The following is a 24,771-nucleotide window of genomic DNA, read 5'->3' on the forward strand; positions in this document are numbered from 1 at the left end:
TGAGATGGCTGTGAGCTTGAATTGCTCTGTGTATTTGCCCATAGGTCCCCCAAGGGTTGGATTTTTTGTCCAACTTCTTGGGGGCAGTCCAACTTGTGGGAGCGGGTTCACCCGCGAAGCAGGCGACGTGGTTACTCGGCTACCGCATTCTTGGCCAGGATGGCATTTGCCAGTTCCATGTCGGAAGCCTGCATCCCCGGGTTCTCTGCGCGGGCCTGGCGAATCGCCGCTTCAAGGAACGGCCCGCGGATCGCGCCTTCGCTGGCCACGAAGCTGCCGGCGTCATCCTGCGCCGCCATCACCAGCTTGTGATCCCCGGAGGTCAGGTAGCTCGATGCCGTGGTAGCACCGGTAGTCATCACGTTACGCCAGAAGGTATCGGCCATGGCCGAGCCGATAGGCAGCGAAAGCAAGGCAGCGGCAGCGATGGCGGTTTTGAAACGCATGTTGAAACACCTCGAAGGGTGAGGGTTGAAGATGCGCGATTTGATATGCAGCGGGGTTGCAAGTTCCTTGAATACAAGGGATTTTTGCTCAGGAACAGGCCCGCAGCACTTCCTCTTGGCGGGTCTGCCCGCAGGCTACCTTGGCTTCGCCGCAGCGGCGCAGATCCAGCAATCCATCGGCCACGGCCTGGCGCCTTAAACTGGCCAGATCGCCGCCCGGACCTATCAGAGCGCGCAGGCTGTCGCTGGGAACCAGCAGCTCGAACAATCCTGTGCGGCCATGGAACCCCGTGCCACGACAGGTACGACACGGCTGGCCTTCGGCCAGCGCCGCACCACCGCGGCAATCCGCGCACAGAGTACGCACCAAGCGCTGGGCCATCACCCCCACCAGCGTCGCCTTGATCAGGTAGTCGGCCACACCCAGTTCCTGAAGACGGGTGATCGCACCACAGGCGTCGTTGGTATGCAGGGTCGACAGCACCAGGTGCCCGGTCAGGGCAGCCTGCACCGCCACCAGGGCAGTCTCGCGGTCACGGATTTCGCCGATCATGATGATGTCCGGGTCCTGGCGCAGCATGGCCCGCACACCGTTGGCGAAACCCAGGTCCAGGGCGGGCTGCACCTGCAACTGGTTGAAGGCGGGGTCCAGGCGCTCGATCGGGTCTTCGATAGTGCACAGGTTGACCTGCGGCGTGGCCAGCAGCTTGAGGCTGGCGTACAGCGTGCTGGTCTTGCCGGACCCGGTGGGACCAGTGACCAGGATGATGCCCTGGCGCTGGCGTAGCAGGCCTTGCCACTGATCCAGTTGCGGCCCATCCAGGCCCAGCCGGTCGAAGCCTTCTTGCAGCTGTTGCGGGTCGAACAGGCGCAGCACCAGTTTTTCGCCGAACGGGGTCGGCAAGGTCGACAGCCGCAGTTCCACCTCGCCGCCGCCAGGCAGGCGGCTTTGCAGCCGGCCATCCTGCGGTCGGCGCTTTTCCGCGACGTCCATGCGCCCCAGGTGTTTCAAGCGGCTGACCAGCGCCAGGGTCACCCCGGCGGGGAAGGCATAGACGTTGTGCAGCAGGCCGTCGATACGGTAGCGCAGCTGGCCCTGCTCGCGGCGTGGTTCCAGGTGGATATCGCTGGCGCGTTGCTCGATGGCGTACTGCAGCAGCCAGTCGACGATATGCACGATGTGCGCGTCGTCGGCACTGGCCTCGGCCTGGCGCTTGCCAAGCTCCAGCAGCTGTTCGAGTTCGCCCAGGCTGGCTGACTGCTGGTGTTGCGCGCCTTTTACCGATTGGGCCAGGCGATGAAACGACTGCCCTGCCTGGCGGACCTGCTGCGGGTTGGCCAGCACGCGACGGACCGGCCGGCCCAGGCTGCGGGTGAGGTCGGCCAGCCAGTCATCCTGGTAGGGCTGGGCGCTGGCGACGGTGACGCTGGACGCATCGGCGGCGACGATAAGGATGCCGTGGCGCTGGGCGAAGGCCGGGGAAATCAGGCCGGCGATCTGGGGCAGGTCCAGTTGCAGCGGGTCAATGCGCAGGTAGGGCTGGCCGACCTTGTTGGCCAGCCATTGGCAGAGTCGGTCCAGGTCCAAGAGCTGGCCAGGATGTTCGCGGTCTTCCAGGGCGCAGGCAGCGATCTGTTCCAGCGGGTGTGCGGTGGGGTGGGTGACGGCATGCTCGAGGACCTGCAGGGTGTCGTTGGCGTGCAGGTGCTGGTCGGCGAGCAGGGCCTGGAGCACGTGCTTGAGATCGAGTGCCGCGTTGTCGGGGGTATGCATGGTTGGCGTCCGTGCCTGATAGGGGAGTCCTGCTCAAGGCTAGCCGGGCGAGGGAGGGTTACCGAGGGTGAAAGGTTTCGGAATCTTGCAGTGCCTGTGCCGGCCTCTTCGCGGGTAAACCCGCTCCCACAGGACCGCACAAACCTGAAAGTTTTGCAGTACCTGCGGGAGCGGGTTTACCCGCGAAGAGGCCGGCACAAGCACCGAGCATGGCTCAGACCACCGCCAGCTCCACCCGCTGCAAGTTGCTCAGGCTCACCTCACCCACACACACCAGGTTACGCAGTTTCTGCGCAATCACCTCGGCCCGGTGCCAACTCAGGCCGCCGATGCCGACCTCGATATCCAGCCAGTCATTCTGCTGGCTCACCTGCACGCTGTGCGGGGTCAGGAACTGCAGGGCAAACAGATTGAGCACCCGGCACAGGCTGTCAGGCTCGGCCTCGGCCTGTAGGCGATAGTGCACGGTGCTGTGGGCGCTGCTGGCGGCCCAGGCGTCGGTACGGGGCTGTGCGTTCATGCTGATCTCCGCAAATGTAGGAGAAATTCTTGCACGTTGGCGGTGGTATTTTTTCGCTATGATTTGATCGTTTCGCTGTACTGGCGAATTGTTCTAGCCATTAAATCCTTTTCCGGAGAATTATTTATGCGCAGCGAGCTGGACGCCTATGATCGCCGTATCCTCGAGCTGCTTCAGGAGGACGCTTCGCTGTCCAGTGCGCAGATCGCCGAGCGAGTGGGGCTGTCGCAATCGCCGTGCTGGCGGCGTATCCAGCGGTTGAAGGAGGAGGGAGTGATTCGCGGGCAGGTGACCTTGCTGGACCGCAAGAAGGTCGGCCTGAACACGCAGATATTCGCCGAGGTGAAACTGAACGCTCACGGGCGCTCCAACTTCAACGAGTTCACCGACGCAATCCGCGGGTTTCCGGAGGTACTGGAGTGTTATGTGCTGATGGGGTCGGTAGACTTTCTGTTGCGCATCGTCACCCCGGATATCGAGGCTTATGAACGGTTCTTCTTCGAAAAACTGTCGAACGTGCCGGGGATACAGGAGGTGAACTCGATCGTGGCGCTGTCGGAGATCAAGTCCACCACCAGCCTGCCACTTTCGTGATGAGGCCTTCGCAGCACAAGGCTGCTTCTACAGGGGATATCGGTGACCTGTAGGAGCAGCCTTGCGCTGCGAAGCAGGCGACTCGGTATCACGCCTTGAGCAGGTGCTTCCAACCGCGGCTCTGGTCCACCGCCCGAGCCTGTTCGATACGCGCTTCCAGCACTTCATCGCTGATCGGCTGTTCAGCCAGCTCATGCAGCTTCTTCAGGTCGCCATACAGGCGGTCCATCTGCGGCGCTTCCAGCACCTGACGGGCATGGTGCAGCCAGGCCAGCAGCTGTTCGATGCGCGGCAGTTGCTCGGCCAGGTCTTCCGGGCGCTGTGTGTACAACGGCAGCTTCAACGCTCGGCCTTCTTCGCCCAACAGGTGCGCCAGCCAGCTTGCCAGCTGCGCCTTGCCCTGGCGCTCGCCACGGCCTTTGCGCTCCACGGTCCAGGCACGGGCCAGCAACCAGCGTGAAGTTTCCAGCGAGAACTGGCCCCAGCGCACGTCCTCCAGCTCTTCGGCGAACTGCTCGGGGGCGGCGCGACGGATATCTTCGTCTTCGTTGCCGGCCTGCACCAGCGGGCGCCAGTCTTCGAGCAGGGCGTCGAGGCTGCTGCGCAGATCGCGGGTGGTGGCGCGCGGCGCGGCCTGGCCCAGGCTGGCGGTAATGGCACGCAGCTCGCTCAGGCACTCGACCCAGTCCTGCAGCAGGCGCCAGTGGCCGTTGTGGCGGTATTGCTCGGCCAGGCGCTGGCTGCTGCCCAGCAGTTGCCAGGCCAGTGCGGCGTAGGCGTCGTCCACGGCCATTTCGGCCTCCAGTTCGGTGTGCGGCAGGCCCAGCTCGTAGCTGTCCGGCTCCAGCAGGCGGTAGCCACGCTCGGCCTTGCTGATGTCGCATGGCATCAGCGGCAGGCTGGCGGCAAGCTCGGCAGCCAGCTCCAGCAGAGCCTGTGGCTCGCCTTCACGCAGTTCCAGCTCCAGCTCGCAGATCTCTTCCTTGCGCTTGCCGGCGATCACGAAACCCTGGTCCAGCGCTGCCTCGATCACCACCTTGCTCTTGCCGCGACCCCAGGCGATTTCGGCGTATTCACGGCTGAAGTCGGTGGTGAACAGCGGCTTGATGGTCTTTTTGTCCAGGTTGGCCAGTTGCGCGGGCCAGCAGCTGTCGTCGAGCTTCTTCAAGTCGAGCTTGACCTTGTCCAGTTGCCATTCGTGCTCGTTGCGCTCGGACAGGCCGGCCACGCTGGTGCCGCGGCACTTGAGGGTCTGGATGATGGCCTCGCCATCGCGGCGCAGGCGCAGAGCGACACGGGCGGCGGAGAGCTCGCGCTCGGGGGTGTCGAAGTACTGGTTGAGCAGTTCGCGGGTCTGCCAGCCGGACTTGTTGCGCTTTTTCAGCAGAGGGTGCTCGCGCAGGGCGGCAAGGGTCTCGCGGCTGGCGCGGAGCTTGAGTTCGGTTTCTTTGTGCATCACAGGCTCGAAGGAGGGGGCGTGGTTGCCCAGCAGTCTACAGGAGTCGGCTCTCGTCTGTTGGATCGTGGTGGCCTTCTTCGCGGGTGAACCCGCTCCCACAGTTTCTGTGCTGCCCTCAGGTGTGGCGCTTTCCCTGTGGGAGCGGGTTTACCCGCGAAGAGGCCCACACGGTTGGACGGCATTGCTATGATGGGCAACGCTTCCGAGGAGTACGCGCATGCCGTTGCCGACGCTGAAAGACCAGTTCGCCGCCCTGATCGCCGCGCCCTCGGTCAGTTGCACCCAACCTGTGCTGGACCAGTCCAACCGCCAGGTCATCGACCTGCTGGCCGGCTGGCTGGGCGACCTGGGTTTCAAGTGCGACATCCAGCAGGTCAGCCCCGGCAAGTTCAACCTGCTGGCCAGCCGTGGCACCGGCCCGGGGGGCCTGGTGCTGGCGGGGCACAGTGACACCGTACCCTATGACGAACAGCTGTGGGCCAGCGACCCGCTGAAGCTCACCGAAACCGATGGCCGCTGGGTCGGCCTGGGCAGCTGCGACATGAAAGGCTTCTTCGCCCTGGTCATCGAGGCGGTCATCCCGCTGCTGGAGCACGATTTCAAGCAACCGCTGCTGATCCTCGCCACCTGTGACGAAGAAAGCTCCATGTCCGGCGCCCGCGCCTTGGCCGAGGCCGGCCAGCCGCTCGGCCGTGCGGCGGTGATCGGCGAGCCCACCGGGCTGCGGCCGATCCGCATGCACAAGGGCATCCTCATGGACCGCATCGACATCCTCGGGCGCAGCGGCCACTCCTCGGACCCAAGCCTGGGCCGCAGCGCCATGGAGGCCATGCACGCGGTGATGGGCGAGCTGATGGGCCTGCGCCAGCAATGGCAGCAAACCTACCGCAACCCGCAATTCACCGTACCGACCCCGACCATGAACTTCGGCTGCATCCACGGCGGTGACAACCCCAACCGTATCTGCGGCCAGTGCGCCCTGGAATTCGACCTGCGCCCGCTGCCAGGCATGGACGTGGAGCAACTGCGCGCAGCCATCCGCGCCAAGCTGGTGCCGGTGGCAGAGCGCTTTGAGGTGCGCATCGACTATGCGCCGCTGTTCCCGGAGGTGCCTCCATTCGAACAGGCCGCCGACGCCGAGCTGGTGCAAGTGGCGGAGCGCCTGACCGGCCATCGCGCCGAAGCGGTGGCGTTCGGCACCGAAGCGCCTTATCTTCAGCAACTGGGTTGCCAGACCATCGTGCTGGGCCCCGGCGACATCGCCTGTGCCCACCAGCCCGGCGAATACCTGGAAATGTCACGAATCGAGCCTACCGTGCGTCTATTGCGTGACCTGATCCGGCACTATTGCCTGGACTAAACGTCAACCGAACTGTTTGGTTCCTGCCTAGAGGAGACCGCGCGTGACCGCAAGCCTGTTCCGACGATGATCCTGAACGCCCCCTGTATCGCCGTTCTCCGTCCACTTATCCACAGGCCCTGTCATGCCCGACTACGTCAACTGGCTGCGTCATGCCTCCCCGTATATCAATGCCCATCGCGACTGCACCTTCGTGGTCATGCTCCCTGGCGATGGGGTGGAACACCCTAATTTCGGCAACATCGTCCACGACCTGGTGCTGCTGCACAGCCTGGGCGTGCGCCTGGTACTGGTGCATGGCTCGCGCCCGCAGATCGAAAGCCGCCTGGCTGATCGCGGCCTGACCCCGCACTACCACCGGGGCTTGCGTATCACCGATGCCGCCACCCTGGATTGCGTGATCGATGCCGTCGGCGCCCTGCGCCTGGCCATCGAGGCACGCCTGTCGATGGACATCGCCGCTTCGCCCATGCAGGGCTCGCGCCTGCGCGTGGCGTCCGGCAACCTGGTCACGGCGCGGCCGATCGGTGTGCTCGAAGGTGTGGACTACCACCATACCGGCGAGGTGCGCCGGGTCGACCGCAAGGGCATCAGCCGCCTGCTAGACGAGCGCTCCATCGTGCTGTTGTCGCCGCTGGGCTACTCGCCCACGGGTGAAATCTTCAACCTGGCCTGCGAAGACGTGGCCACCCGCGCCGCCATCGAACTGGGGGCCGACAAGTTGCTGCTGTTCGGTGCCGAGCCAGGCCTGCTGGATGCCGATGGCAAGCTGGTGCGTGAGCTGCGCCCGCAGCAGGTTGCCCCGCATCTGCAGCGCCTGGGCAGCGATTACCAGGGCGAATTGCTGGATGCCGCGGCCGAAGCCTGCAAAGGCGGCGTGGCACGCAGCCATATCGTCAGCTATGCCGAGGACGGCGCCTTGCTGACCGAGCTGTTCACCCGTGGCGGTGGTGGCACATTGGTGTCACAGGAGCAGTTCGAAGTGGTGCGCGAGGCGACCATCGAGGACGTGGGAGGTTTGCTGGAACTGATCAGCCCGCTGGAAGAGCAGGGCATCCTGGTGCGCCGTTCGCGTGAGGTGCTGGAGCGGGAGATCGAGCAGTTCAGCGTGGTCGAGCGCGAAGGCATGATCATCGCCTGTGCGGCGTTGTATCCGATTGCCGACTCCGACGCCGGCGAACTGGCGTGCCTGGCGGTGAACCCGGAGTACCGCCATGGCGGGCGTGGTGACGAGCTGCTGGAGCGCATCGAAAGCCGGGCGCGACAGCTGGGGCTGAACACCCTGTTCGTGCTGACGACGCGTACCGCGCACTGGTTCCGCGAACGCGGGTTTGCGCCGAGCGGGGTCGAGCGGCTGCCAGCGGCGCGGGCTTCGCTGTACAACTACCAGCGCAATTCGAAGATCTTCGAGAAGCCCTTGTAAACCTGTACGGGCCTATTCGCGTGTGAACCCGCTCCCACGGGATCATCACCGGACCTGAGGCCGGCGTGGTCCCTGTGGGAGCGGGTTTACCCGCGAAGCAGGCGACACCGATCTTGAACAAAAACGCCGCCCTTGTGGGCGGCGTTTTCGTTTACACGGTATGCAGGTACCAGTTGTACTCGAGGTCGGAGATCGAGTGCTCGAACTCCTCCAGCTCGCTCTCCTTGCACGCGACGAAGATGTCGATGTACTTCGGATCGATGTACTTGTTCAGGATTTCGCTGTCGTCCAGCTCGCGCAGGGCATCGCGCAGGTTGTTCGGCAGGCTCTGCTCCAGCTGCTCGTACGAGTTGCCTTCGATCGGCTCACCCGGCTCGACCTTGTTGGTCAGGCCATGGTGCACACCGGCCAGTACAGCGGCCATCATCAGGTACGGGTTGGCGTCGGCACCGGCCACGCGGTGCTCGATGCGCACGGCGTCCGGCGAGCCGGTCGGCACGCGCAGGGCCACGGTGCGGTTGTCCAGGCCCCAGCTTGGCGCGTTCGGTACATAGAACTGCGCGCCGAAGCGGCGGTACGAGTTGACGTTCGGGCAAAGGAACGCCATGGACGCGGGCAGGGTCTCGAGCACACCGCCGACAGCGTGACGTAGCGCGGCGTTCTGCTCGGGATCCTCGCTGGTGAAGATGTTGTTGCCATCTTTGTCCAGCACGGAAATGTGTACATGCAGGCCATTGCCTGCCTGGCCCGGGTAGGGCTTGGCCATGAAGGTGGTGTCCATTTCATGGTCGTAGGCGATGTTCTTGATCAACCGCTTGAGCAGTACCGCGTAGTCGCAGGCCTTGAGCGGGTCGGCCACGTGGTGCAGGTTGACTTCGAATTGCGCCGGGGCGCTTTCCTTGACGATGGCGTCGGCCGGGATGCCTTGCTCCTTCGCGCCTTCCAGGATGTCCTGCAGGCAGTCTGCATATTCGTCGAGGTCGTCGATCAGGTACACCTGGGTCGACTGTGGGCGCTTGCCCGAAATTGGCGAGCGCGGTGGCTGCGGGCGGCCGTTCACGTTCTCCTGGTCGATCAGGTAGAACTCAAGCTCGAACGCGGCGCAGATGGTCAGGCCCATCTCGGTGAACTTGTCGACCACCTGGCGCAGCACTTCACGCGGGTCGGCGAAGAATGGCTCGCCTTCGAGCTCGTGCATGGTCATCAGCAGCTGGGCGGTCGGGCGCTTCTGCCAGGGTTCGTTGGAGAGGGTGCCGGGGATCGGGTAGCAGATGCGGTCAGCATCGCCGATGTCCAGGCCCAGCCCGGTGCTTTCAACGGTGGAACCGTTGATGTCCAGGGCGAAGAGGGAGGCAGGCAGGTTGATGCCTTTCTCGTAAACCTTGTGGAGGCTGGTGCGCTCTATGCGCTTGCCACGCACCACACCATTCATATCTGCAATCAGAAGGTCAACGTAGAGAACCTCAGGATGTTCCTTAAGGAACGCGTTCGCTTCGTTAAGCTGAACGGCACGCGGGGGTACCGACATGATGCAACACCTTTGTTGTTAAAAATATCAATCAAGGGGGGCTTGCAAGACCAGTCAATCGAAAAGACAAACTGATGTCAAGCCAACCCCATGATGCCCTGAAATGGCACATCGACGGCAGATTTGCTGCATCTCGGGGCAAGCCATTATCCGCTATTTCCCGCGCAAAGGGCTATCTCCGACCAACCGTGTTTTATTTTTTACGGAGGTGTTGTGTAAAAAAATGAACAAGGCTAAGCTCGGTCTCAACCCAGAACACAATAATACGAGGGTCACATGGTCCGCTTGCCGAGACCTGAAAGCACTGCCTGCGCGGTGCCATCGGGTACATACGTCATTTTTGCAAGCTTTGTCGATGGCGTGGCCGCCCTGGCCGCAATAATTGACGTTTGGCGCTCCCGGACCTGCCCTCTTAGCGGCTTGCCGCCCTTCGTTTCGTCTTCCTGCCCTTCGAACTCATTACGGACGCACCTGTTTTCAGTGTATCCACTGTGGCTCTGCGCGGGGGTTTTTGCTTTAGCAATGTACTCCATCCAGAATCAGTGCGCGGACCACCTTACCTCCTGAGGTATTTATGAGTAACAACCTCGACCAGCTCACCGATTGGTTGAAAGAGCACAAGATCACCGAAGTCGAATGCATGATCAGTGACCTGACCGGCATCACGCGCGGCAAGATTTCGCCTACCAACAAGTTCATCGCCGAAAAAGGCATGCGCCTGCCCGAGAGCGTGCTGCTGCAGACCGTGACCGGCGACTATGTCGATGACGACATCTATTACGAACTGCTGGACCCGGCGGACATCGACATGATCTGCCGCCCCGACGAGAACGCCGTGTTCCTTGTGCCATGGGCCATCGAGCCGACCGCCCAAGTGATCCACGACACCTATGACAAGAAGGGCAACCCGGTCGAGCTGTCGCCGCGCAACGTGCTGAAGAAAGTCCTCAAGCTTTACGCCGACAAGGGCTGGCAGCCGATCGTCGCGCCGGAGATGGAGTTCTATCTGACCAAGCGCAGCGAAGACCCGGACTTCCCGTTGCAGCCCCCGGTAGGCCGTTCGGGCCGCCCGGAAACCGGCCGTCAGTCGTTCTCGATCGAAGCCGCCAACGAATTCGACCCGCTGTTCGAAGACGTCTACGACTGGTGCGAACTGCAGCAGCTGGACCTCGACACGCTGATCCATGAAGACGGCACGGCGCAGATGGAGATCAATTTCCGTCATGGCAACGCCCTGCACCTGGCCGACCAGATCCTGGTGTTCAAGCGCACCATGCGCGAGGCCGCGCTCAAGCACAATGTGGCCGCCACCTTCATGGCCAAGCCCATGACTGGCGAGCCAGGCAGTGCCATGCACCTGCACCAGAGCGTGGTCGACGTGACCACCGGCAAGAACATCTTCAGCAACGACGACGGCAGCATGAGCGAACTGTTCCTGCACCACATTGGTGGTTTGCAGAAGTTCATCCCCGAGGCGTTGCCGCTGTTCGCCCCCAACGTCAACTCGTTCCGCCGCTTCCTGCCCGACACCTCGGCACCGGTGAACGTGGAATGGGGCGAGGAAAACCGTACCGTCGGCCTGCGCGTGCCGGACGCCGGCCCGCAAAGCCGCCGGGTCGAGAACCGCCTGCCGGGCGCCGACGCCAACCCTTACCTGGCCATCGCCGCCAGCCTGCTGTGTGGCTACATCGGCATGGTCGAAGGCATCGATGCCAGCGCGCCGGTGCAGGGCCGTGGCTACGAACGCCGCAACCTGCGCCTGCCACTGACCATCGAAGATGCCCTGGAACGCATGGAAAACAGCCGTGCACTGGTGCAGTACCTGGGCAAGAAGTTCATTACCGGCTACGTCGCCACCAAGCGCGCCGAGCACGAGAACTTCAAGCGAGTCATCAGTTCCTGGGAGCGTGAGTTCCTGCTGTTTGCTGTCTGATCAACTTGGTGCCGCAGGACGCGGCTGTCGAACAACGGAGAAGCACATGAGCGTCAACAACCCGCAAACCCGTGAATGGCAAACCCTGAGCGGGGAGCACCACCTCGCGCCCTTCAGTGACTACAAGCAGCTGAAGGAGAAGGGGCCGCGCATCATCACCAAGGCCCAGGGTGTGCATTTGTGGGATAGCGAGGGGCACAAGATCCTCGACGGCATGGCTGGCCTGTGGTGCGTGGCAGTGGGTTATGGCCGTGAAGAACTGGTGCAGGCGGCAGAAAAGCAGATGCGCGAGCTGCCGTACTACAACCTGTTCTTCCAGACTGCCCACCCGCCTGCGCTGGAACTGGCCAAGGCAATCTCCGACGTGGCGCCGCAAGGCATGACCCATGTGTTCTTCACCGGCTCCGGCTCGGAAGGCAACGACACCGTGCTGCGCATGGTCCGCCATTACTGGGCGCTTAAAGGCAAGCCACAGAAGCAGACCATCATCGGCCGCATCAACGGCTACCACGGCTCCACCGTGGCTGGCGCCAGCCTGGGCGGCATGAGCGGCATGCACGAGCAGGGTGGCCTGCCGATCCCGGGCATCGTGCATATCCCGCAGCCTTACTGGTTCGGCGAAGGCGGCGACATGACCCCGGATGAGTTCGGGGTGTGGGCGGCCGAGCAGCTGGAGCAGAAAATCCTCGAAGTCGGCGAAGACAATGTCGCCGCCTTCATCGCCGAGCCGATCCAGGGCGCCGGCGGCGTGATCATCCCGCCGGAAACCTACTGGCCGAAGGTGAAGGAGATCCTCGCCAAGTACGACATCCTGTTCGTCGCCGACGAAGTGATCTGCGGGTTCGGCCGTACCGGCGAGTGGTTCGGCTCTGACTACTACGACCTCAAGCCCGACCTGATGACCATCGCCAAGGGCCTGACTTCCGGTTACATCCCCATGGGCGGTGTGATCGTGCGTGACACCGTGGCCCAGGTACTCAGCCAAGGCGGCGACTTCAATCACGGCTTCACCTATTCGGGCCACCCGGTAGCGGCCGCCGTAGGCCTGGAAAACCTGCGCATCCTGCGTGACGAGAAAATCGTCGAGAAGGCGCGCACAGAAGCGGCACCGTATTTGCAAAAGCGTTTGCGTGAACTGCAGGACCACCCTCTGGTGGGTGAAGTACGCGGCCTGGGCCTGCTCGGCGCTATCGAGCTGGTCAAGGACAAAGCCACCCGCAGCCGTTACGAAGGCAAGGGCGTGGGCATGATCTGCCGCACCTTCTGCTTCGACAACGGCCTGATCATGCGCGCGGTGGGTGACACCATGATCATTGCGCCACCGCTGGTAATCAGCCATGCAGAGATCGACGAACTGGTGGAAAAGGCACGCAAATGCCTGGACCTGACGCTTGAAGCGATTCGTTGACAGTTTGCTAGGCTAGCGATGTGACATTAAGTCGTTACAAGGCCCTGCTTTCCTTGATACAGAGCCTTGTAACTTGCCAGACTAGCGACTGTTTCAGTCGCCGCGCGCTCTGCACCGTAGGTCCTGGCTGCTGAACAGATGGCTAAATAAAAAATTCTGGAGCATTACGCATGAATAAAATGGGCAAGACGTTGCTGGCCGCCGCCCTGATGGGTGCCATGGCTACCGCTGTTCAGGCTGAAGACAAGGTGTTGAACGTCTACAACTGGTCGGACTACATCGCTCCGGACACCATCGCCAAGTTCGAGAAGCAGTCGGGCATCAAGGTCAAGTACGACGTCTTCGACAGCAACGAAACCCTCGAAGCCAAGCTGCTGGCAGGCAAGTCGGGCTATGACATCGTCGTGCCTTCAAACAACTTCCTGGCCAAGCAGATCAAGGCTGGCGTGTACGAGGAACTGGACCGCTCCAAGCTGCCGAACTGGAAGAACCTCGACCCTGACCTGCTCAAAGCCGTTGGCGATGCCAGCGACAAGGACAACAAGCACGCCTTCCCGTACATGTGGGGCTCGATCGGCATCGGCTACAACCCGGAGAAGGTCAAGGCCGCGCTGGGCGTGGACAAGATCGACTCGTGGGACGTGGTGTTCAAGCCTGAGAACATCGCCAAGCTCAAGAGCTGCGGTGTGAGCTTCCTGGATGCCCCGACCGAAATGCTGCCGGCCGCGCTGCACTACCTGGGCCTGCCGACCGACAGCACCAAGAAGGAAGACCTGAAGGCCGCCGAGGACCTGTTCCTAAAGATCCGTCCTTCGATCACCTACTTCCACTCGTCCAAGTACATCGGCGACATGGCCAACGGCAACATCTGCGTAGCCGTCGGTTACTCGGGTGACCTGGAACAATCCAAGGCCCGTGCCCACGAAGCCGGCGACAAGGTGAAAGTGGACTACGTCATTCCGAAGGAAGGTGCCGGTACCTTCTACGACATGGTCGCCATCCCCAAGGATGCCGAACATAAAGACGCTGCCTACCAGTTCATGAACTTCCTGATGCAGCCGGAAATCATGGCTGAAATCACCAACGCCGTGCGCTTCCCGAACGGCAACGCTGCCGCCACCCCATTCGTGGACAAGGAAATCACCAGCGATCCGAGCATCTATCCGCCAGCTGACGTGAAGAAGCAGCTGTACGCGATCGCTGCGCCTGAAGCGTCTGCCCAGCGTGTGATCACCCGCAGCTGGACCAAGATCAAGTCGGGCAAATAAGCCCGATGCGGTACCTCTGGGCCGGGGAACCCCGGCCCAGAGCGAGTGAAAGGCAATTGATGATTGCGGCATCGAAGCTGCGAAGGTAAGTTGCGCGCCGGTTTTGCGTGTGCGGCAGCATTGTCGCTACCCAGGCACTGATTGTGAGGACCACCCACTTGTCCATTTCTGTATTCCGCAAGGCCTTGATGGCTGGAGCGGGCCTGACGCTGGCATGCAGCGTCCAAGCGGCGCCTACGGTGCACTTCTACAACTGGTCCGACTACGTCGGCCCGACCACACTCGCGGACTTCGAGAAAGCCACGGGCATCAAACCCGTGCAAGACGTGTTCGACTCCAACGAAACCCTGGAAGGCAAGCTGCTGGCCGGCAACACCGGCTATGACGTGGTAGTGCCATCCAACCATTTCCTCGGCAAGCAGATCAAGGCGGGCGCGTTCCAGAAGCTCGACAAGAACCTGCTGCCCGACTATTCCAACCTGGACCCGGCGCTGATGAAGCGCCTGGAAAGGAACGACCCGGGCAACCAGTACGCCGTGCCTTACCTGTGGGGCACAAACGGCATCGGTTACAACGTCGACAAGGTGAAGGCCGCGCTGGGCGTGGACACCATCGACTCCTGGGCAGTGCTGTTCGAGCCCGAGAACATGAAGAAGCTCGCCAAGTGCGGCGTGGCCTTCCTCGACTCGGCGGACGAGATGCTGCCGGCGGTGCTCAACTACATGGGGCTGGACCCCAACAGCACCAATGCCAAGGACTACCAGGCCGCCGAGAAAAAGCTGCTGGCGGTACGCCCGTACGTGACCTACTTCCACTCGTCCAAGTACATCACCGACCTGGCCAACGGCGACATCTGCGTCGCGGCAGGTTTCTCGGGTGATGTGTTCCAGGCCAAGGCGCGCGCCGAAGAAGCGAAGAAGGGCGTGAACCTGGCCTACGCAATTCCCAAGGAAGGCGGCAACCTCTGGTTCGATGTGCTGGCGATTCCCAAGGACGCCAAAAACGTCAAAGAGGCGCATGCCTTCATCAACTATTTGCTGAAGCCTGAGGTTATCGCCCAGGTCAGTGATTACGTCGGTTACGCCAACCCGAACCCCAAGGCTGGCGACCTGATGGACCAGGCCGTGAGGACTGACGCCGCGGTTTACCCACCGCAGGAAGTGCTGAACAAGATGTTCGTGAACTCAGAGTTGCCACCCAAGGTGCAACGGCTGATGACCCGTAGCTGGACCAAGGTCAAGTCGGGCAAGTAAAAATCCAGGCCCGTGGCGGCACCTGTAGAACAGGGCTCGCGGGCACAAAAATCTTGTTGGGAGTTTCACTCATGGCAGTTGCCTCCGGTGCCTATAAAAAAGCCCTCGAGGGTGGCCAGCAACCCAAGCAGGTGCTGGTCAAGATCGACCGGGTCACGAAAAAGTTCGACGAAACGGTAGCCGTGGACGATGTGTCCCTGGAAATCCGCAAGGGCGAGATCTTCGCCCTGCTGGGTGGCTCCGGTTCCGGCAAGTCCACCTTGCTGCGCATGCTGGCCGGCTTCGAGCGCCCGACCGAAGGGCGGATCTTCCTCGATGGCGTCGACATCACCGACATGCCGCCCTACGAGCGGCCGATCAACATGATGTTCCAGTCTTACGCGCTGTTCCCGCACATGACCGTGGCGCAGAACATTGCCTTCGGCCTGCAGCAGGACAAGATGCCCAAGGCCGAGATCGAGGCCCGTGTGGCCGAGATGCTCAAGCTGGTGCACATGACACAGTATGCCAAGCGCAAGCCGCACCAGCTGTCCGGCGGCCAGCGCCAGCGCGTGGCCCTGGCCCGCTCGCTGGCCAAGCGCCCCAAGCTGCTGCTGCTCGACGAGCCGATGGGTGCGCTGGACAAGAAACTGCGTTCGCAGATGCAGCTGGAACTGGTAGAGATCATCGAACGCGTGGGCGTGACCTGCGTGATGGTGACCCACGACCAGGAAGAGGCCATGACCATGGCCCAGCGTATCGCCATCATGCATCTGGGCTGGATCGCCCAGATCGGCTCGCCGGTGGATATCTACGAGACGCCTACCAGCCGCCTGGTGTGCGAGTTCATCGGCAACGTCAACCTGTTCGAAGGTGAAGTGGTCGACGACGCCGAAGGCCACGCGATCATTGCCAGCCCGGAGCTGGAGCGCAAGATCTATGTCGGCCACGGCATCACCACTTCGGTAGAAGACAAGCACATCACCTACGCCCTGCGCCCGGAAAAGATGCTGGTCACCACCCAGCAACCGACCTGCGAGCACAACTGGTCGCGTGGCAAGGTTCACGACATTGCCTACCTGGGTGGGCACTCGGTGTTCTACGTCGAGTTGCCGAGCGGCAAGGTCGTCCAGTCGTTCGTCGCCAACGCAGAGCGCCAGGGCACGCGCCCGACCTGGGGCGATGAAGTGTACGTGTGGTGGGAAGACGACAGCGGCGTGGTACTGCGGTCATGAAACTGCGCAAGCTCAAGCGAGCCTTCCAGCGTATTACCCCAGAGGGGCGGCACCTGGTGATCGGCGTGCCGTTCATCTGGCTGTTCCTGTTCTTCATGCTGCCGTTCTTCATCGTGTTGAAGATCAGCTTCGCCGAAGCCGACGTGGCGATCCCGCCGTATACCGAGATCTACAGCTACGTCGAAGACAAGGTCCAGCTGGTGCTCAACCTGGCCAACTATGGCCTGTTGACCGAGGATGAGCTGTATATCTCTGCCTACCTGGGCTCGCTGAAGATGGCCTTCTTCAGCACCCTGCTGTGCCTGCTGATCGGCTACCCGATGGCCTATGCCATTGCCAACGCCAAGAAGGAAACCCAGACGGTCCTGCTGTTGCTGATCATGATGCCGACCTGGACCGCGATCCTGATCCGCGTCTATGCCTGGATGGGCATTCTCAGCAACAACGGCCTGCTCAACGGCTTCCTGCTTTGGACCGGGTTGATCGACCAGCCGCTGCAGATCCTCAACACCAACCTGGCGGTGTACATCGGTGTGGTCTATTCATACCTGCCGTTCATGATCCTGCCGCTGTTCGCCAACCTGGTGAAGCACGACCCGAGCCTGCTCGAGGCCGCTTCGGACCTGGGTTCGAGCACCTTCAACAGCTTCTGGAAGATCACCGTGCCGCTGTCGAAAAACGGCATCATCGCCGGCTGCATGCTGGTGTTCATCCCGGTGGTGGGTGAGTTCGTGATCCCTGAACTGCTCGGCGGCCCGGAAACCCTGATGATCGGCAAGGTGCTGTGGCAAGAGTTCTTCAACAACCGTGACTGGCCGGTGGCCTCTGCACTGGCGGTGGTGATGCTGGCGATCCTGATCGTGCCGATCCTGCTGTTCAACCGCAGCCAGGCCAAAGAAATGGAGGGCAGGGCATGAAGCGCTTCAGTTTCTCCAAGCTGATGCTTGTGCTCGGCTTGCTGTTCATTTACCTGCCGATGCTGATCCTGGTGATCTACTCGTTTAACGCCTCCAAGCTGGTGACGGTATGGGGCGGCTGGTCGGTGAAGTGGTACGTCGGCTTGCTCGACAACACCCAGCTTATGGGTTCGGTGATGCGTTCGCTGGAAATCGCCTGCTACACGGCGGTGGCGGCGGTGGCGCTGGGTACCCTGGCGGCGTTCGTGTTGACCCGGGTCACCCGCTTCAAGGGCCGCACGCTGTTCGGTGGCCTGGTCACCGCGCCGCTGGTGATGCCCGAGGTGATCACCGGTCTGTCGCTGTTGCTGCTGTTCGTGGCCATGGCGCAGATGATCGGCTGGCCGCAGGAGCGCGGCATCGTCACCATCTGGATCGCCCACACCACGTTCTGTGCGGCGTATGTGGCGGTGGTGGTGTCGGCACGCCTGCGTGAGCTGGACCTGTCGATCGAGGAAGCGGCGATGGACCTGGGTGCCAAGCCGTGGAAGGTGTTCTTCCTGATCACCATCCCGATGATCGCGCCGTCGCTGGCGGCGGGCGGCATGATGTCGTTCGCCCTGTCGCTGGATGACCTGGTGCTGGCCAGCTTCGTGTCAGGCCCTGGTTCTACCACCTTGCCGATGGAAGTGTTCTCGGCAGTGCGCCTGGGCGTGAAACCGGAGATCAACGCCGTGGCAAGCCTGATCCTGCTGTCGGTGTCGCTGGTGACCTTCTTCGTCTGGTACTTCAGTCGCCAGGCCGAAGAGCGTCGTCGCAAGGCGATTCAGCAGGCGATCGAAGAGGGCGCTGCGGCGAATGCTTCGCAGCCACAGGTCAAGCGCCCGGCGCAGGTGGCTGCGTCGGTCTGATCCGGCCTCTTCGCGGGTGAACCCGCTCCCACAGGAATATCACTGCCTCGGGCCTGTGTTAATCCCTGTGGGAGCGGGTTTACCCGCGAAGGCCCCAGCACAGATTCAAAGCCAGACTGCATCCCAATGTGGATAGTCCCTGACACTTCTGACCAGGCCAGCCCGCAAGGGGTTGGCAACAATGTATCTGGCAACATGTACCATGCTCTCCTCCCGCCGCAGTGCCCGGTCCTGATACCCAGACTGCCATACCGGATCATGCTCAACCCCCGCCTGATGCAAAACCAGACTGGACCTGGACTTGAACCTGCGCATCAAGGTGCCCAACGTCGAACCTTTCAACTCGATCAGCCAATGCAGATGGTCCGGCATCAGCACCCAGGCCAATGATCGGCAGGCATGTTCCTGGTCTGATTGTCGCAGTTGGTGAATGACCAGCCGGGCATGTTGGAAATCATGGAACAGCGGCTTGCGCTGGTGGGTGACGGTGGTCAGCAGATAGAGCCGGCCAAGTTCTGAATAGCGACCACGGCGAAGCAGGTGAGACTGGGCTCGCGACATTGGCTTCTTCCTTGAAAAGCAGGTGACTTTTCAAAGGTAGTGGCTGAGATGCGGGGGCTGTGTAGATCATGGTTTCTGGATATGGCAGAGGTTTGCGGATGGCAGTACCGGCCCTTTCGCGGGTATCGCACAGGTCCTGAAGGCTGCACATAACCCTGTGGGAGCGGGTTCACCCGCGAAGAGGCCCTCGAGGCGTACGACTTTTCATCAACTCAAACCAAAGGCTTCAGTTGGATCGGCTTGGGAATTATCCTACGAGCCGTGTGGAAGCTGCTCTGTTGCTGGGGAAATGCCTCAGGGATAACGTACTTGGGACTGGGTGTGAGAACCCAACGATATAGTGCTTTCGTCATGGCAACCGTGCGCGGGCAGACTTACGTCTGGCTGCGTTCCTATATCCGCGGTTTCTCACCTCGCGTACGGTTGCCGCCCTGATCCGTGAGAAAGATGAAGGTGGCAACTCCTTGTCCAGATATAGGAGATATTCCCTTCAACCATGCCTTCTCCGAACTCTCCGTAATGCTCGGGTGCATCAATCACCTGACGACCGAAGCCGAGATGGAAAATGACCGGCTGGCCGGTAGTGCCGCGAGAATTCTCAGCGGCTTTGCCAAAGCACTGATCGATGACATCGAACTGGGGCTGAACAAGGCTTCAGTTCAGCTCTGACCTGTACCGGCCCTTTCGCGGGTAAACCCGCTCCCACAAGGGACTGTGCAGCCTTCAGGGCTTGCGCATGCCCTGTGGGAGCGGGTTTACCCGCGAAGAGGCTCGCGCAGGCGCCGAAAATGCCAGCTTGATCGCGGTCAGTGCCGTTTATCGAACCCTGATCTACGCTAACAGTCGCATCCCACGAATCATTTGCGCGCAAGCAAGGAGCCTGCATGACGTTGATGCGTCCGCTGTTGGTCGTCTGCCTGGGGCTTGTGTCCCTGCTGTCGGGCTGTAGTAAGGAAGAAACCACCGAAACACTGCCTCGCGTAGGCGTGCAACAGGTATCACCCACCGACTTCGCGGCCAGGGTCACCTTGACCGGCGATGTACAGGCGCGGGTGCAGACCGACCTGTCGTTCCGTGTGGGCGGCAAGATCATTTCGCGCAGTGTCGATGTCGGTGACCACGTAAAGGCCAACCAAGTGCTGGCGCGGCTGGACCCGAAAGACCTGCAGAACAATGTCGACTCGGCCAAGGCCGAGGTATTCGCCGCGCAGGCGCGGGTCACCCAGACCAGCGCTGCCTTCGTTCGCCAGCAGAAGCTGTTGCCCAAGGGCTACACCAGCCAGAGCGAATACGATTCCGCCGAAGCCGCGCTGCGTAGCAACCAGAGCGCGCTCAAGGCCGCACAGGCGCAATTGGCCAACGCCAACGAACAACTGAGCTATACCGCGCTGGTCTCCGAGGCCGATGGGGTCATCACCGAGCGCCAGGCCGAGGTCGGCCAGGTGGTGCAGGCGACCATGCCAATCTTCAGCCTCGCCACCGATGGCGACCGTGATGCTGTGTTCAATGTCTACGAATCGCTGCTGGTGGCTCCAGCCAGCGATGCCGGCGTGATCGTCAGCCTGCTGGACGACCCCAAGGTCCAGGCCCGTGGCTTCGTGCGCGAAATCACCCCAACAGTGTCTGCGCAAAGCGGCACGGTACAGGTCAAGGTCGGATTGCGGGATGTACCGCCAGGGATGCAACTGGGTGCACCGGTGACGGCCACCACCAATGCACAGGGGCGGCCAAGCATCGAGCTGCCATGGTCGGCACTGACCAAGGCCCTGCATGAACCCGCCGTCTGGGTAGTGGGCGAGGGTGACAAGGTAGAGCTGCGCAAGGTCGAGGTCAGCCGTTATCTCACCGGCAGGATCGTGGTCGCCAGTGGCCTGAAAGGCGGCGAAACCGTGGTGGTCAATGGCGGGCAGTTGCTGCACCCCGGCATGCAGGTGCAGAAGGTAGATGCCAGCGCCCAAGGGGGGGAGCTATGAATCGCCTGCTGATGATCCTGTCGGCCGGCGTGCTGCTGGCCGGTTGCAGTAGCGAGGACGAAGCACCAGAGCCGATTCGGCCGGTGCTGTCGGTCAAGGTCGAACCCCAGGTGCAGTCGCAGTTGGGCCGTTTCGCCGGCAGTATCCAGGCGCGTTTCGAAAGCACCTTGGGCTTCCGGGTTTCCGGGCGTATTGCTCGGCGCTGGCTGGATGTGGGCGCTCAGGTGAAACCGGGTGACATCCTGGCCACCCTCGACCCGACCGACCAGCAGAACCAGTTGCGCGCCGCCGAAGGCGATCTGGCCAAGGTGCAGGCGCAGTGGATCAACGCCCAGGCCGATGCCCGCCGCCAGCAACAGCTTTACGACCGTGGCGTAGGCGCCCAGGCCCAGCTGGATATCGCCCAGACCAACCTGAAAACCACCAGCGCGGCGTTGGAGCAGGCGCGCTCCGCGCTCAGCCAGGCGCGTGACCAGCTCGACTACAGTACCCTGCGCACCGACCACGCTGCGGTAATCACTGCCTGGCAGGCCGAAGCCGGGCAAACCGTCACCGCCGGCCAGGCCGTGGTAACCCTGGCCAGGCCGGATGTGAAGGAAGCAGTGATCGACCTGCCGATCGGCCTGGCCGAGCAGTTGAGCAAAGGCCTGACCTTCACCGTTGCTTCGCAGCTGGACCCGACCATCAACACCACCGCCAGCCTGCGGGAACTGGAACCCCAAGCCGACGCCACCACTCGCACCCGCCGCGCTCGCCTGACCCTGGCCAGCACCCCGGCGGCCTTCCACCTGGGCACCGCCATCAGCGTGACCCTGAGTTCGGAGGTATCGCCACGCAGCGAACTGCCTTTGAGTGCCTTGCTCGAGCGCGACGGCAAGACCCAGGTATGGGTGATCGATACGCAGCAGAAGACCGTGGCCACTCGTGACGTGGCCCTGATCGGCCGCACCGCCGACAGCATCGTCCTGACTTCGGGCGTACAGCCCGGCGAGCGGGTGGTGACAGCGGGCGTGAACAGCCTCAAGCCTGGCCAGAAGGTCACCTTCGACGAGGATGCGCAATGAAAGGAAGCTTCAACCTGTCCGACTGGGCACTCAAGCATCAATCGTTCGTCTGGTACCTGATGTTCGTTGGCCTGCTGATGGGGATCTTCTCCTACTTCAACCTGGGCCGTGAGGAAGACCCGTCCTTCACCATCAAGACCATGGTCATCCAGACCCGCTGGCCCGGCGCGACCCAGGACGAAACCCTGTACCAGGTCACCGACCGTATCGAGAAAAAGCTAGAGGAACTCGACTCCCTCGACTACACCAAAAGCTACACCCGCCCCGGCGAATCCACGGTCTACGTGTACCTGCGCGACACCACCAAGGCCAAGGACATCCCGGAAATCTGGTACCAGGTGCGCAAGAAGATCCAGGACATTCGCGGTGAATTCCCTGCGGGCATCCAGGGGCCAGGGTTCAACGATGAATTCGGCGATGTGTTCGGTTCGATCTACGCCTTCACCGCCGACGGCCTGACCCTGCGCCAGCTGCGCGACTACGTGGAACAGGCGCGGGCCGAAGTGCGCGATGTGCCCAACATCGGCAAGATCGAGCTGATCGGTACCCAGGACGAAGTGCTGTACCTGAACTTCTCCACCCGCAAGCTGGCAGCCTTGGGCATCGATCAGCGCCAGGTCATGCAGGCCCTGCAATCGCAAAACGCCGTGACCCCTGCCGGTGTGATCGAGGCCGGGCCGGAACGTATCTCGGTGCGTACCTCCGGGCAGTTCACCTCGGAAAAGGACCTGCAAACCGTCAACCTGAAGATCAACGACCGCTTCTTCCGCCTGGCCGATATCGCCGATATCGAGCGCGGCTACGTCGACCCTCCTTCGCCGATGTTCCGCTACAACGGCCAGACGGCGTTGGGCCTGGCCATCGGCATGAAGGCCGGCGGCAATATCCAGGTGTTCGGCGCGGCGCTGAAAAAGCGCATGGACAAGGTGATCGAAGACTTGCCGGTGGGCGTCGGGGTGCACACTGTTTCCGACCAGGCCGTGGTGGTCAAGCAAGCGGTGGGCGGCTTCACCAGTGCGCTGTTCGAGGCGGTGGTGATCGTGCTGGCGGTGAGCTTCGTCAGCCTCGGCGTGCGTGCCGGGCTGGTGGTGGCCTGTTCGATCCCGCTGGTGCTGGCCATGGTGTTCGTGTTCATGGAATACAGCGGTATCACCATGCAGCGGATTTCGCTGGGCGCGCTGATCATCGCCCTGGGCCTGCTGGTGGACGATGCGATGATCACCGTGGAGGTAATGGTCACCCGGCTGGAAATGGGCGAAAGCAAGGAGCAGGCGGCGACTTTTGCCTATACCTCCACAGCCTTCCCCATGCTCACCGGCACCTTGGTGACGGTGGCCGGTTTCGTGCCGATCGGCCTCAATGCCAGTTCGGCGGGTGAGTACACTTACACGCTGTTTGCGGTAATTGCCGTGGCACTGATGGTGTCGTGGGTTGTGGCGGTGTTTTTCGCCCCGGTGCTAGGTGTGCACATTCTCAGCAGCGCCAAGCTCAAGCCCCATGAGGCCGAGCCGGGCCGTGTCGGCCGGGCCTTCGAACATGGTTTGTTGTGGTGCATGCGCAACCGCTGGCTGACCATCATCGGCACCGTGGTGCTGTTCGCCCTGGCGATCTTCTGCGAGCGCTTCGTGCAGAACCAGTTCTTCCCGTCCTCGGACCGCCCGGAAATCCTCGTCGACCTCAACCTGCCGCAGAACGCCTCGATCGAGGAGACGCGCAAGGTGGTCGACCGCTTCGAGGCGCGGATCAAGGACGACCCGGACCTGGTGCACTGGAGTACCTACATCGGCCAGGGCGCGATCCGCTTCTACCTGCCCCTCGACCAGCAGTTGCAGAACCCGTACTACGCGCAGCTGGTGATCGTCAGCAAGGGCTTCGAGGAACGCCAGGCCATGATGGACCGCCTGCAGAAGATCCTGCATGAAGAGTTCGTTGGCGTCGGCACCAACGTGCAATCGCTGGAAATGGGCCCACCGGTGGGCCGGCCGATCCAGTATCGGGTCAGCGGCGCCAATATCGACGAGGTGCGCAAACATGCCATCGAGCTGGCCACCTTGCTCGACCAGAACGAGCACATTGGCGAGATGATCTACGACTGGAACGAGCCGGGTAAGGTGTTGCGCGTGGAAATCGCCCAGGACAAGGCGCGCCAGCTGGGCCTGTCGTCGGAGGATGTGGCCAATGTGATGAACAGCATCGTCAGCGGTGTGCAGATCACCCAGGTCAACGACAACATCTACCTGGTCGACGTGGTCGCCCGTGCCGAGGATAGCGAGCGTGGCTCGCCCGATACGCTGCAGAACCTGCAGATCCTGACACCCAACGGCACCTCGATCCCGCTGCTGGCGTTCGCCACCGTGCGCTACGAGCTGGAGCAGCCGCTGGTATGGCGCCGTGACCGCAAGCCGACCATCACCATCAAGGCCTCGGTCAACGGCGACATCCAGCCAACCGACCTGGTGGCCCAGTTGAAGCCGAAGATCGACGAGTTCGCCAGCAAGTTGCCGGTGGGCTTCGAAGTGGCCACCGGCGGTACGGTGGAAGAAAGCGCCAAGGCGCAGGGGCCGATCCGCAAGGTCATCCCGCTGATGCTGTTCCTGATGGCGACGTTCCTGATGATCCAGCTGCACAGCGTGCAGAAGCTGTTCCTGGTGGTCAGCGTGGCGCCGCTGGGGCTGATTGGCGTGATCATCGCGCTGGTGCCCACAGGTACGCCCATGGGCTTCGTGGCGATTCTCGGCATTCTCGCGCTGGCGGGCATCATCATTCGTAACTCGGTGATCCTGGTGACCCAGATCGACGAGTTCGAAGCCCAGGGCTTGTCGCCGTGGGATGCGGTGGTAGAGGCCACCAACCATCGGCGCCGGCCGATTCTGCTGACTGCGGCGGCGGCGAGCCTGGGCATGATCCCGATTGCCCGCGAGGTGTTCTGGGGGCCGATGGCCTACGCCATGATTGGCGGGATCATCGTGGCGACCCTGCTGACGCTGCTGTTCCTGCCGGCCCTGTATGTGGCCTGGTACAAGATCCGCGAGCCTGAACACAAGACCGAAACCCAGCACTGAACCCTGTGGGGGGGGGGGGGGGGGGGGGGGGGGGGGGGGGGGGGGGGGGGGGGGGGGGGGGGGGGGGGGGGTGGGGGGGGGGGGGGGTGGCGGGCCTGGGGGTGCTGGGTGCGTGGGGGGTGCG

Annotated in this window: 21 protein-coding genes; 14 read left to right on the forward strand and 7 right to left on the reverse strand. The window is 62.4% G+C overall.

Annotation, left to right across the window (positions count from 1 at the left end; all coding sequences use genetic code 11):
* Window positions 1–131: 131 nt before the first annotated feature.
* From IRZ77_RS24205 to IRZ77_RS24215, 3 genes are all read right to left on the reverse strand, one after another.
* Window positions 132–446 carry a DUF2388 domain-containing protein gene (locus IRZ77_RS24205; protein WP_003259356.1) on the reverse strand — a complete coding sequence of 105 codons (315 nt, stop codon included), beginning with the start codon at window positions 444–446 and terminating at the stop codon, window positions 132–134.
* Window positions 447–534: 88 nt separating this feature from the next.
* Window positions 535–2,220, reverse strand: a complete 1,686-nt coding sequence (locus tag IRZ77_RS24210) for a GspE/PulE family protein (protein ID WP_085601827.1) — start codon at window positions 2,218–2,220, stop codon at window positions 535–537.
* Between the two features lie 214 nt (window positions 2,221–2,434).
* Complete coding sequence (locus IRZ77_RS24215) at window positions 2,435–2,740, reverse strand: hypothetical protein (RefSeq protein WP_153671412.1); 306 nt, start codon at window positions 2,738–2,740, stop codon at window positions 2,435–2,437.
* Window positions 2,741–2,866: 126 nt separating this feature from the next.
* On the opposite strand from IRZ77_RS24215, the gene IRZ77_RS24220 reads away from it, so the two are divergent.
* Window positions 2,867–3,334: an Lrp/AsnC family transcriptional regulator gene (locus IRZ77_RS24220; RefSeq protein ID WP_085601828.1), complete on the forward strand. Its 468-nt coding sequence runs from the start codon at window positions 2,867–2,869 to the stop codon at window positions 3,332–3,334.
* An 88-nt stretch (window positions 3,335–3,422) separates the two neighbouring features.
* On the opposite strand, the gene IRZ77_RS24225 is transcribed toward IRZ77_RS24220, so the two are convergent.
* Complete coding sequence (locus IRZ77_RS24225) at window positions 3,423–4,790, reverse strand: CYTH domain-containing protein (protein ID WP_003259352.1); 1,368 nt, start codon at window positions 4,788–4,790, stop codon at window positions 3,423–3,425.
* A 220-nt stretch (window positions 4,791–5,010) separates the two neighbouring features.
* Between IRZ77_RS24225 and argE the strand changes: the two genes are divergently transcribed.
* The gene (gene argE / locus IRZ77_RS24230) at window positions 5,011–6,153 is read left to right on the forward strand and encodes an acetylornithine deacetylase (protein WP_085601829.1); all 1,143 of its coding nucleotides are present in this window, start codon (window positions 5,011–5,013) and stop codon (window positions 6,151–6,153) included.
* A 124-nt stretch (window positions 6,154–6,277) separates the two neighbouring features.
* On the forward strand, window positions 6,278–7,576 hold the full coding sequence (argA, locus tag IRZ77_RS24235) for an amino-acid N-acetyltransferase (protein WP_013974710.1): 1,299 nt from the start codon (window positions 6,278–6,280) through the stop codon (window positions 7,574–7,576).
* A gap of 151 nt (window positions 7,577–7,727) precedes the next feature.
* Here argA and IRZ77_RS24240 read toward each other — a convergent pair whose 3' ends face one another.
* On the reverse strand, window positions 7,728–9,104 hold the full coding sequence (locus IRZ77_RS24240; RefSeq protein WP_015272222.1) for a glutamine synthetase family protein: 1,377 nt from the start codon (window positions 9,102–9,104) through the stop codon (window positions 7,728–7,730).
* 272 nt (window positions 9,105–9,376) lie between these two features.
* On the reverse strand, window positions 9,377–9,637 hold the full coding sequence (locus tag IRZ77_RS24245; protein ID WP_046613616.1) for a hypothetical protein: 261 nt from the start codon (window positions 9,635–9,637) through the stop codon (window positions 9,377–9,379).
* Window positions 9,638–9,678: 41 nt separating this feature from the next.
* Between IRZ77_RS24245 and IRZ77_RS24250 the strand changes: the two genes are divergently transcribed.
* The 7 genes from IRZ77_RS24250 (at window position 9,679) to IRZ77_RS24280 (ending at window position 17,987) form a co-directional block, all read left to right on the forward strand.
* On the forward strand, window positions 9,679–11,037 hold the full coding sequence (locus tag IRZ77_RS24250) for a glutamine synthetase family protein (protein ID WP_046613615.1): 1,359 nt from the start codon (window positions 9,679–9,681) through the stop codon (window positions 11,035–11,037).
* 46 nt (window positions 11,038–11,083) lie between these two features.
* Complete coding sequence (locus tag IRZ77_RS24255; protein WP_046613614.1) at window positions 11,084–12,445, forward strand: aspartate aminotransferase family protein; 1,362 nt, start codon at window positions 11,084–11,086, stop codon at window positions 12,443–12,445.
* A 170-nt stretch (window positions 12,446–12,615) separates the two neighbouring features.
* Complete coding sequence (locus tag IRZ77_RS24260) at window positions 12,616–13,713, forward strand: polyamine ABC transporter substrate-binding protein (protein WP_196174537.1); 1,098 nt, start codon at window positions 12,616–12,618, stop codon at window positions 13,711–13,713.
* 158 nt (window positions 13,714–13,871) lie between these two features.
* Window positions 13,872–14,966: a polyamine ABC transporter substrate-binding protein gene (locus tag IRZ77_RS24265; RefSeq protein ID WP_108480283.1), complete on the forward strand. Its 1,095-nt coding sequence runs from the start codon at window positions 13,872–13,874 to the stop codon at window positions 14,964–14,966.
* A 71-nt stretch (window positions 14,967–15,037) separates the two neighbouring features.
* On the forward strand, window positions 15,038–16,180 hold the full coding sequence (gene potA / locus IRZ77_RS24270; protein ID WP_046613612.1) for a polyamine ABC transporter ATP-binding protein: 1,143 nt from the start codon (window positions 15,038–15,040) through the stop codon (window positions 16,178–16,180).
* The gene (locus IRZ77_RS24275; protein WP_015272217.1) at window positions 16,177–17,097 is read left to right on the forward strand and encodes an ABC transporter permease subunit; all 921 of its coding nucleotides are present in this window, start codon (window positions 16,177–16,179) and stop codon (window positions 17,095–17,097) included. Before potA ends, IRZ77_RS24275 begins: the two co-directional genes overlap by 4 nt.
* Complete coding sequence (locus IRZ77_RS24280) at window positions 17,094–17,987, forward strand: ABC transporter permease subunit (RefSeq protein WP_046613611.1); 894 nt, start codon at window positions 17,094–17,096, stop codon at window positions 17,985–17,987. Before IRZ77_RS24275 ends, IRZ77_RS24280 begins: the two co-directional genes overlap by 4 nt.
* 105 nt (window positions 17,988–18,092) lie before the next feature.
* Here IRZ77_RS24280 and IRZ77_RS24285 read toward each other — a convergent pair whose 3' ends face one another.
* Window positions 18,093–18,548 carry an REP-associated tyrosine transposase gene (locus tag IRZ77_RS24285; protein WP_108480281.1) on the reverse strand — a complete coding sequence of 152 codons (456 nt, stop codon included), beginning with the start codon at window positions 18,546–18,548 and terminating at the stop codon, window positions 18,093–18,095.
* Window positions 18,549–18,995: 447 nt separating this feature from the next.
* On the opposite strand from IRZ77_RS24285, the gene IRZ77_RS24290 reads away from it, so the two are divergent.
* The 4 genes from IRZ77_RS24290 (at window position 18,996) to IRZ77_RS24305 (ending at window position 24,647) form a co-directional block, all read left to right on the forward strand.
* Window positions 18,996–19,217, forward strand: coding sequence for a DUF3077 domain-containing protein (locus IRZ77_RS24290; RefSeq protein WP_046613610.1), 222 nt, complete (start codon window positions 18,996–18,998; stop codon window positions 19,215–19,217).
* Window positions 19,218–19,432: 215 nt separating this feature from the next.
* On the forward strand, window positions 19,433–20,521 hold the full coding sequence (locus IRZ77_RS24295; protein ID WP_046613609.1) for an efflux RND transporter periplasmic adaptor subunit: 1,089 nt from the start codon (window positions 19,433–19,435) through the stop codon (window positions 20,519–20,521).
* A complete protein-coding gene (locus IRZ77_RS24300; protein ID WP_046613608.1) occupies window positions 20,518–21,585 on the forward strand; it encodes an efflux RND transporter periplasmic adaptor subunit in 1,068 nt (355 codons plus the stop codon). Before IRZ77_RS24295 ends, IRZ77_RS24300 begins: the two co-directional genes overlap by 4 nt.
* Window positions 21,582–24,647, forward strand: a complete 3,066-nt coding sequence (locus tag IRZ77_RS24305) for an efflux RND transporter permease subunit (protein WP_085601834.1) — start codon at window positions 21,582–21,584, stop codon at window positions 24,645–24,647. The genes IRZ77_RS24300 and IRZ77_RS24305 overlap by 4 nt, the downstream gene beginning before the upstream one ends.
* Window positions 24,648–24,771: the final 124 nt, after the last annotated feature.

Origin of the sequence: Pseudomonas pudica (assembly GCF_015680405.1) — a bacterium.
In the GTDB taxonomy this organism is placed as follows: domain Bacteria; phylum Pseudomonadota; class Gammaproteobacteria; order Pseudomonadales; family Pseudomonadaceae; genus Aquipseudomonas; species Aquipseudomonas pudica.

Coding starts and splice junctions, on each gene's coding strand:
- IRZ77_RS24205 (WP_003259356.1), bottom strand. CDS start 446: ATGCGTTTCAAAACCGCCATCGCTGCCGCTGCCTTGCTTTCGCTGCCT.
- IRZ77_RS24210 (WP_085601827.1), bottom strand. CDS start 2,220: ATGCATACCCCCGACAACGCGGCACTCGATCTCAAGCACGTGCTCCAG.
- IRZ77_RS24215 (WP_153671412.1), bottom strand. CDS start 2,740: ATGAACGCACAGCCCCGTACCGACGCCTGGGCCGCCAGCAGCGCCCAC.
- IRZ77_RS24220 (WP_085601828.1), top strand. CDS start 2,867: ATGCGCAGCGAGCTGGACGCCTATGATCGCCGTATCCTCGAGCTGCTT.
- IRZ77_RS24225 (WP_003259352.1), bottom strand. CDS start 4,790: ATGCACAAAGAAACCGAACTCAAGCTCCGCGCCAGCCGCGAGACCCTT.
- argE (WP_085601829.1), top strand. CDS start 5,011: ATGCCGTTGCCGACGCTGAAAGACCAGTTCGCCGCCCTGATCGCCGCG.
- argA (WP_013974710.1), top strand. CDS start 6,278: ATGCCCGACTACGTCAACTGGCTGCGTCATGCCTCCCCGTATATCAAT.
- IRZ77_RS24240 (WP_015272222.1), bottom strand. CDS start 9,104: ATGTCGGTACCCCCGCGTGCCGTTCAGCTTAACGAAGCGAACGCGTTC.
- IRZ77_RS24245 (WP_046613616.1), bottom strand. CDS start 9,637: ATGGAGTACATTGCTAAAGCAAAAACCCCCGCGCAGAGCCACAGTGGA.
- IRZ77_RS24250 (WP_046613615.1), top strand. CDS start 9,679: ATGAGTAACAACCTCGACCAGCTCACCGATTGGTTGAAAGAGCACAAG.
- IRZ77_RS24255 (WP_046613614.1), top strand. CDS start 11,084: ATGAGCGTCAACAACCCGCAAACCCGTGAATGGCAAACCCTGAGCGGG.
- IRZ77_RS24260 (WP_196174537.1), top strand. CDS start 12,616: ATGAATAAAATGGGCAAGACGTTGCTGGCCGCCGCCCTGATGGGTGCC.
- potA (WP_046613612.1), top strand. CDS start 15,038: ATGGCAGTTGCCTCCGGTGCCTATAAAAAAGCCCTCGAGGGTGGCCAG.
- IRZ77_RS24275 (WP_015272217.1), top strand. CDS start 16,177: ATGAAACTGCGCAAGCTCAAGCGAGCCTTCCAGCGTATTACCCCAGAG.
- IRZ77_RS24280 (WP_046613611.1), top strand. CDS start 17,094: ATGAAGCGCTTCAGTTTCTCCAAGCTGATGCTTGTGCTCGGCTTGCTG.
- IRZ77_RS24285 (WP_108480281.1), bottom strand. CDS start 18,548: ATGTCGCGAGCCCAGTCTCACCTGCTTCGCCGTGGTCGCTATTCAGAA.
- IRZ77_RS24290 (WP_046613610.1), top strand. CDS start 18,996: ATGAAGGTGGCAACTCCTTGTCCAGATATAGGAGATATTCCCTTCAAC.
- IRZ77_RS24295 (WP_046613609.1), top strand. CDS start 19,433: ATGACGTTGATGCGTCCGCTGTTGGTCGTCTGCCTGGGGCTTGTGTCC.
- IRZ77_RS24300 (WP_046613608.1), top strand. CDS start 20,518: ATGAATCGCCTGCTGATGATCCTGTCGGCCGGCGTGCTGCTGGCCGGT.
- IRZ77_RS24305 (WP_085601834.1), top strand. CDS start 21,582: ATGAAAGGAAGCTTCAACCTGTCCGACTGGGCACTCAAGCATCAATCG.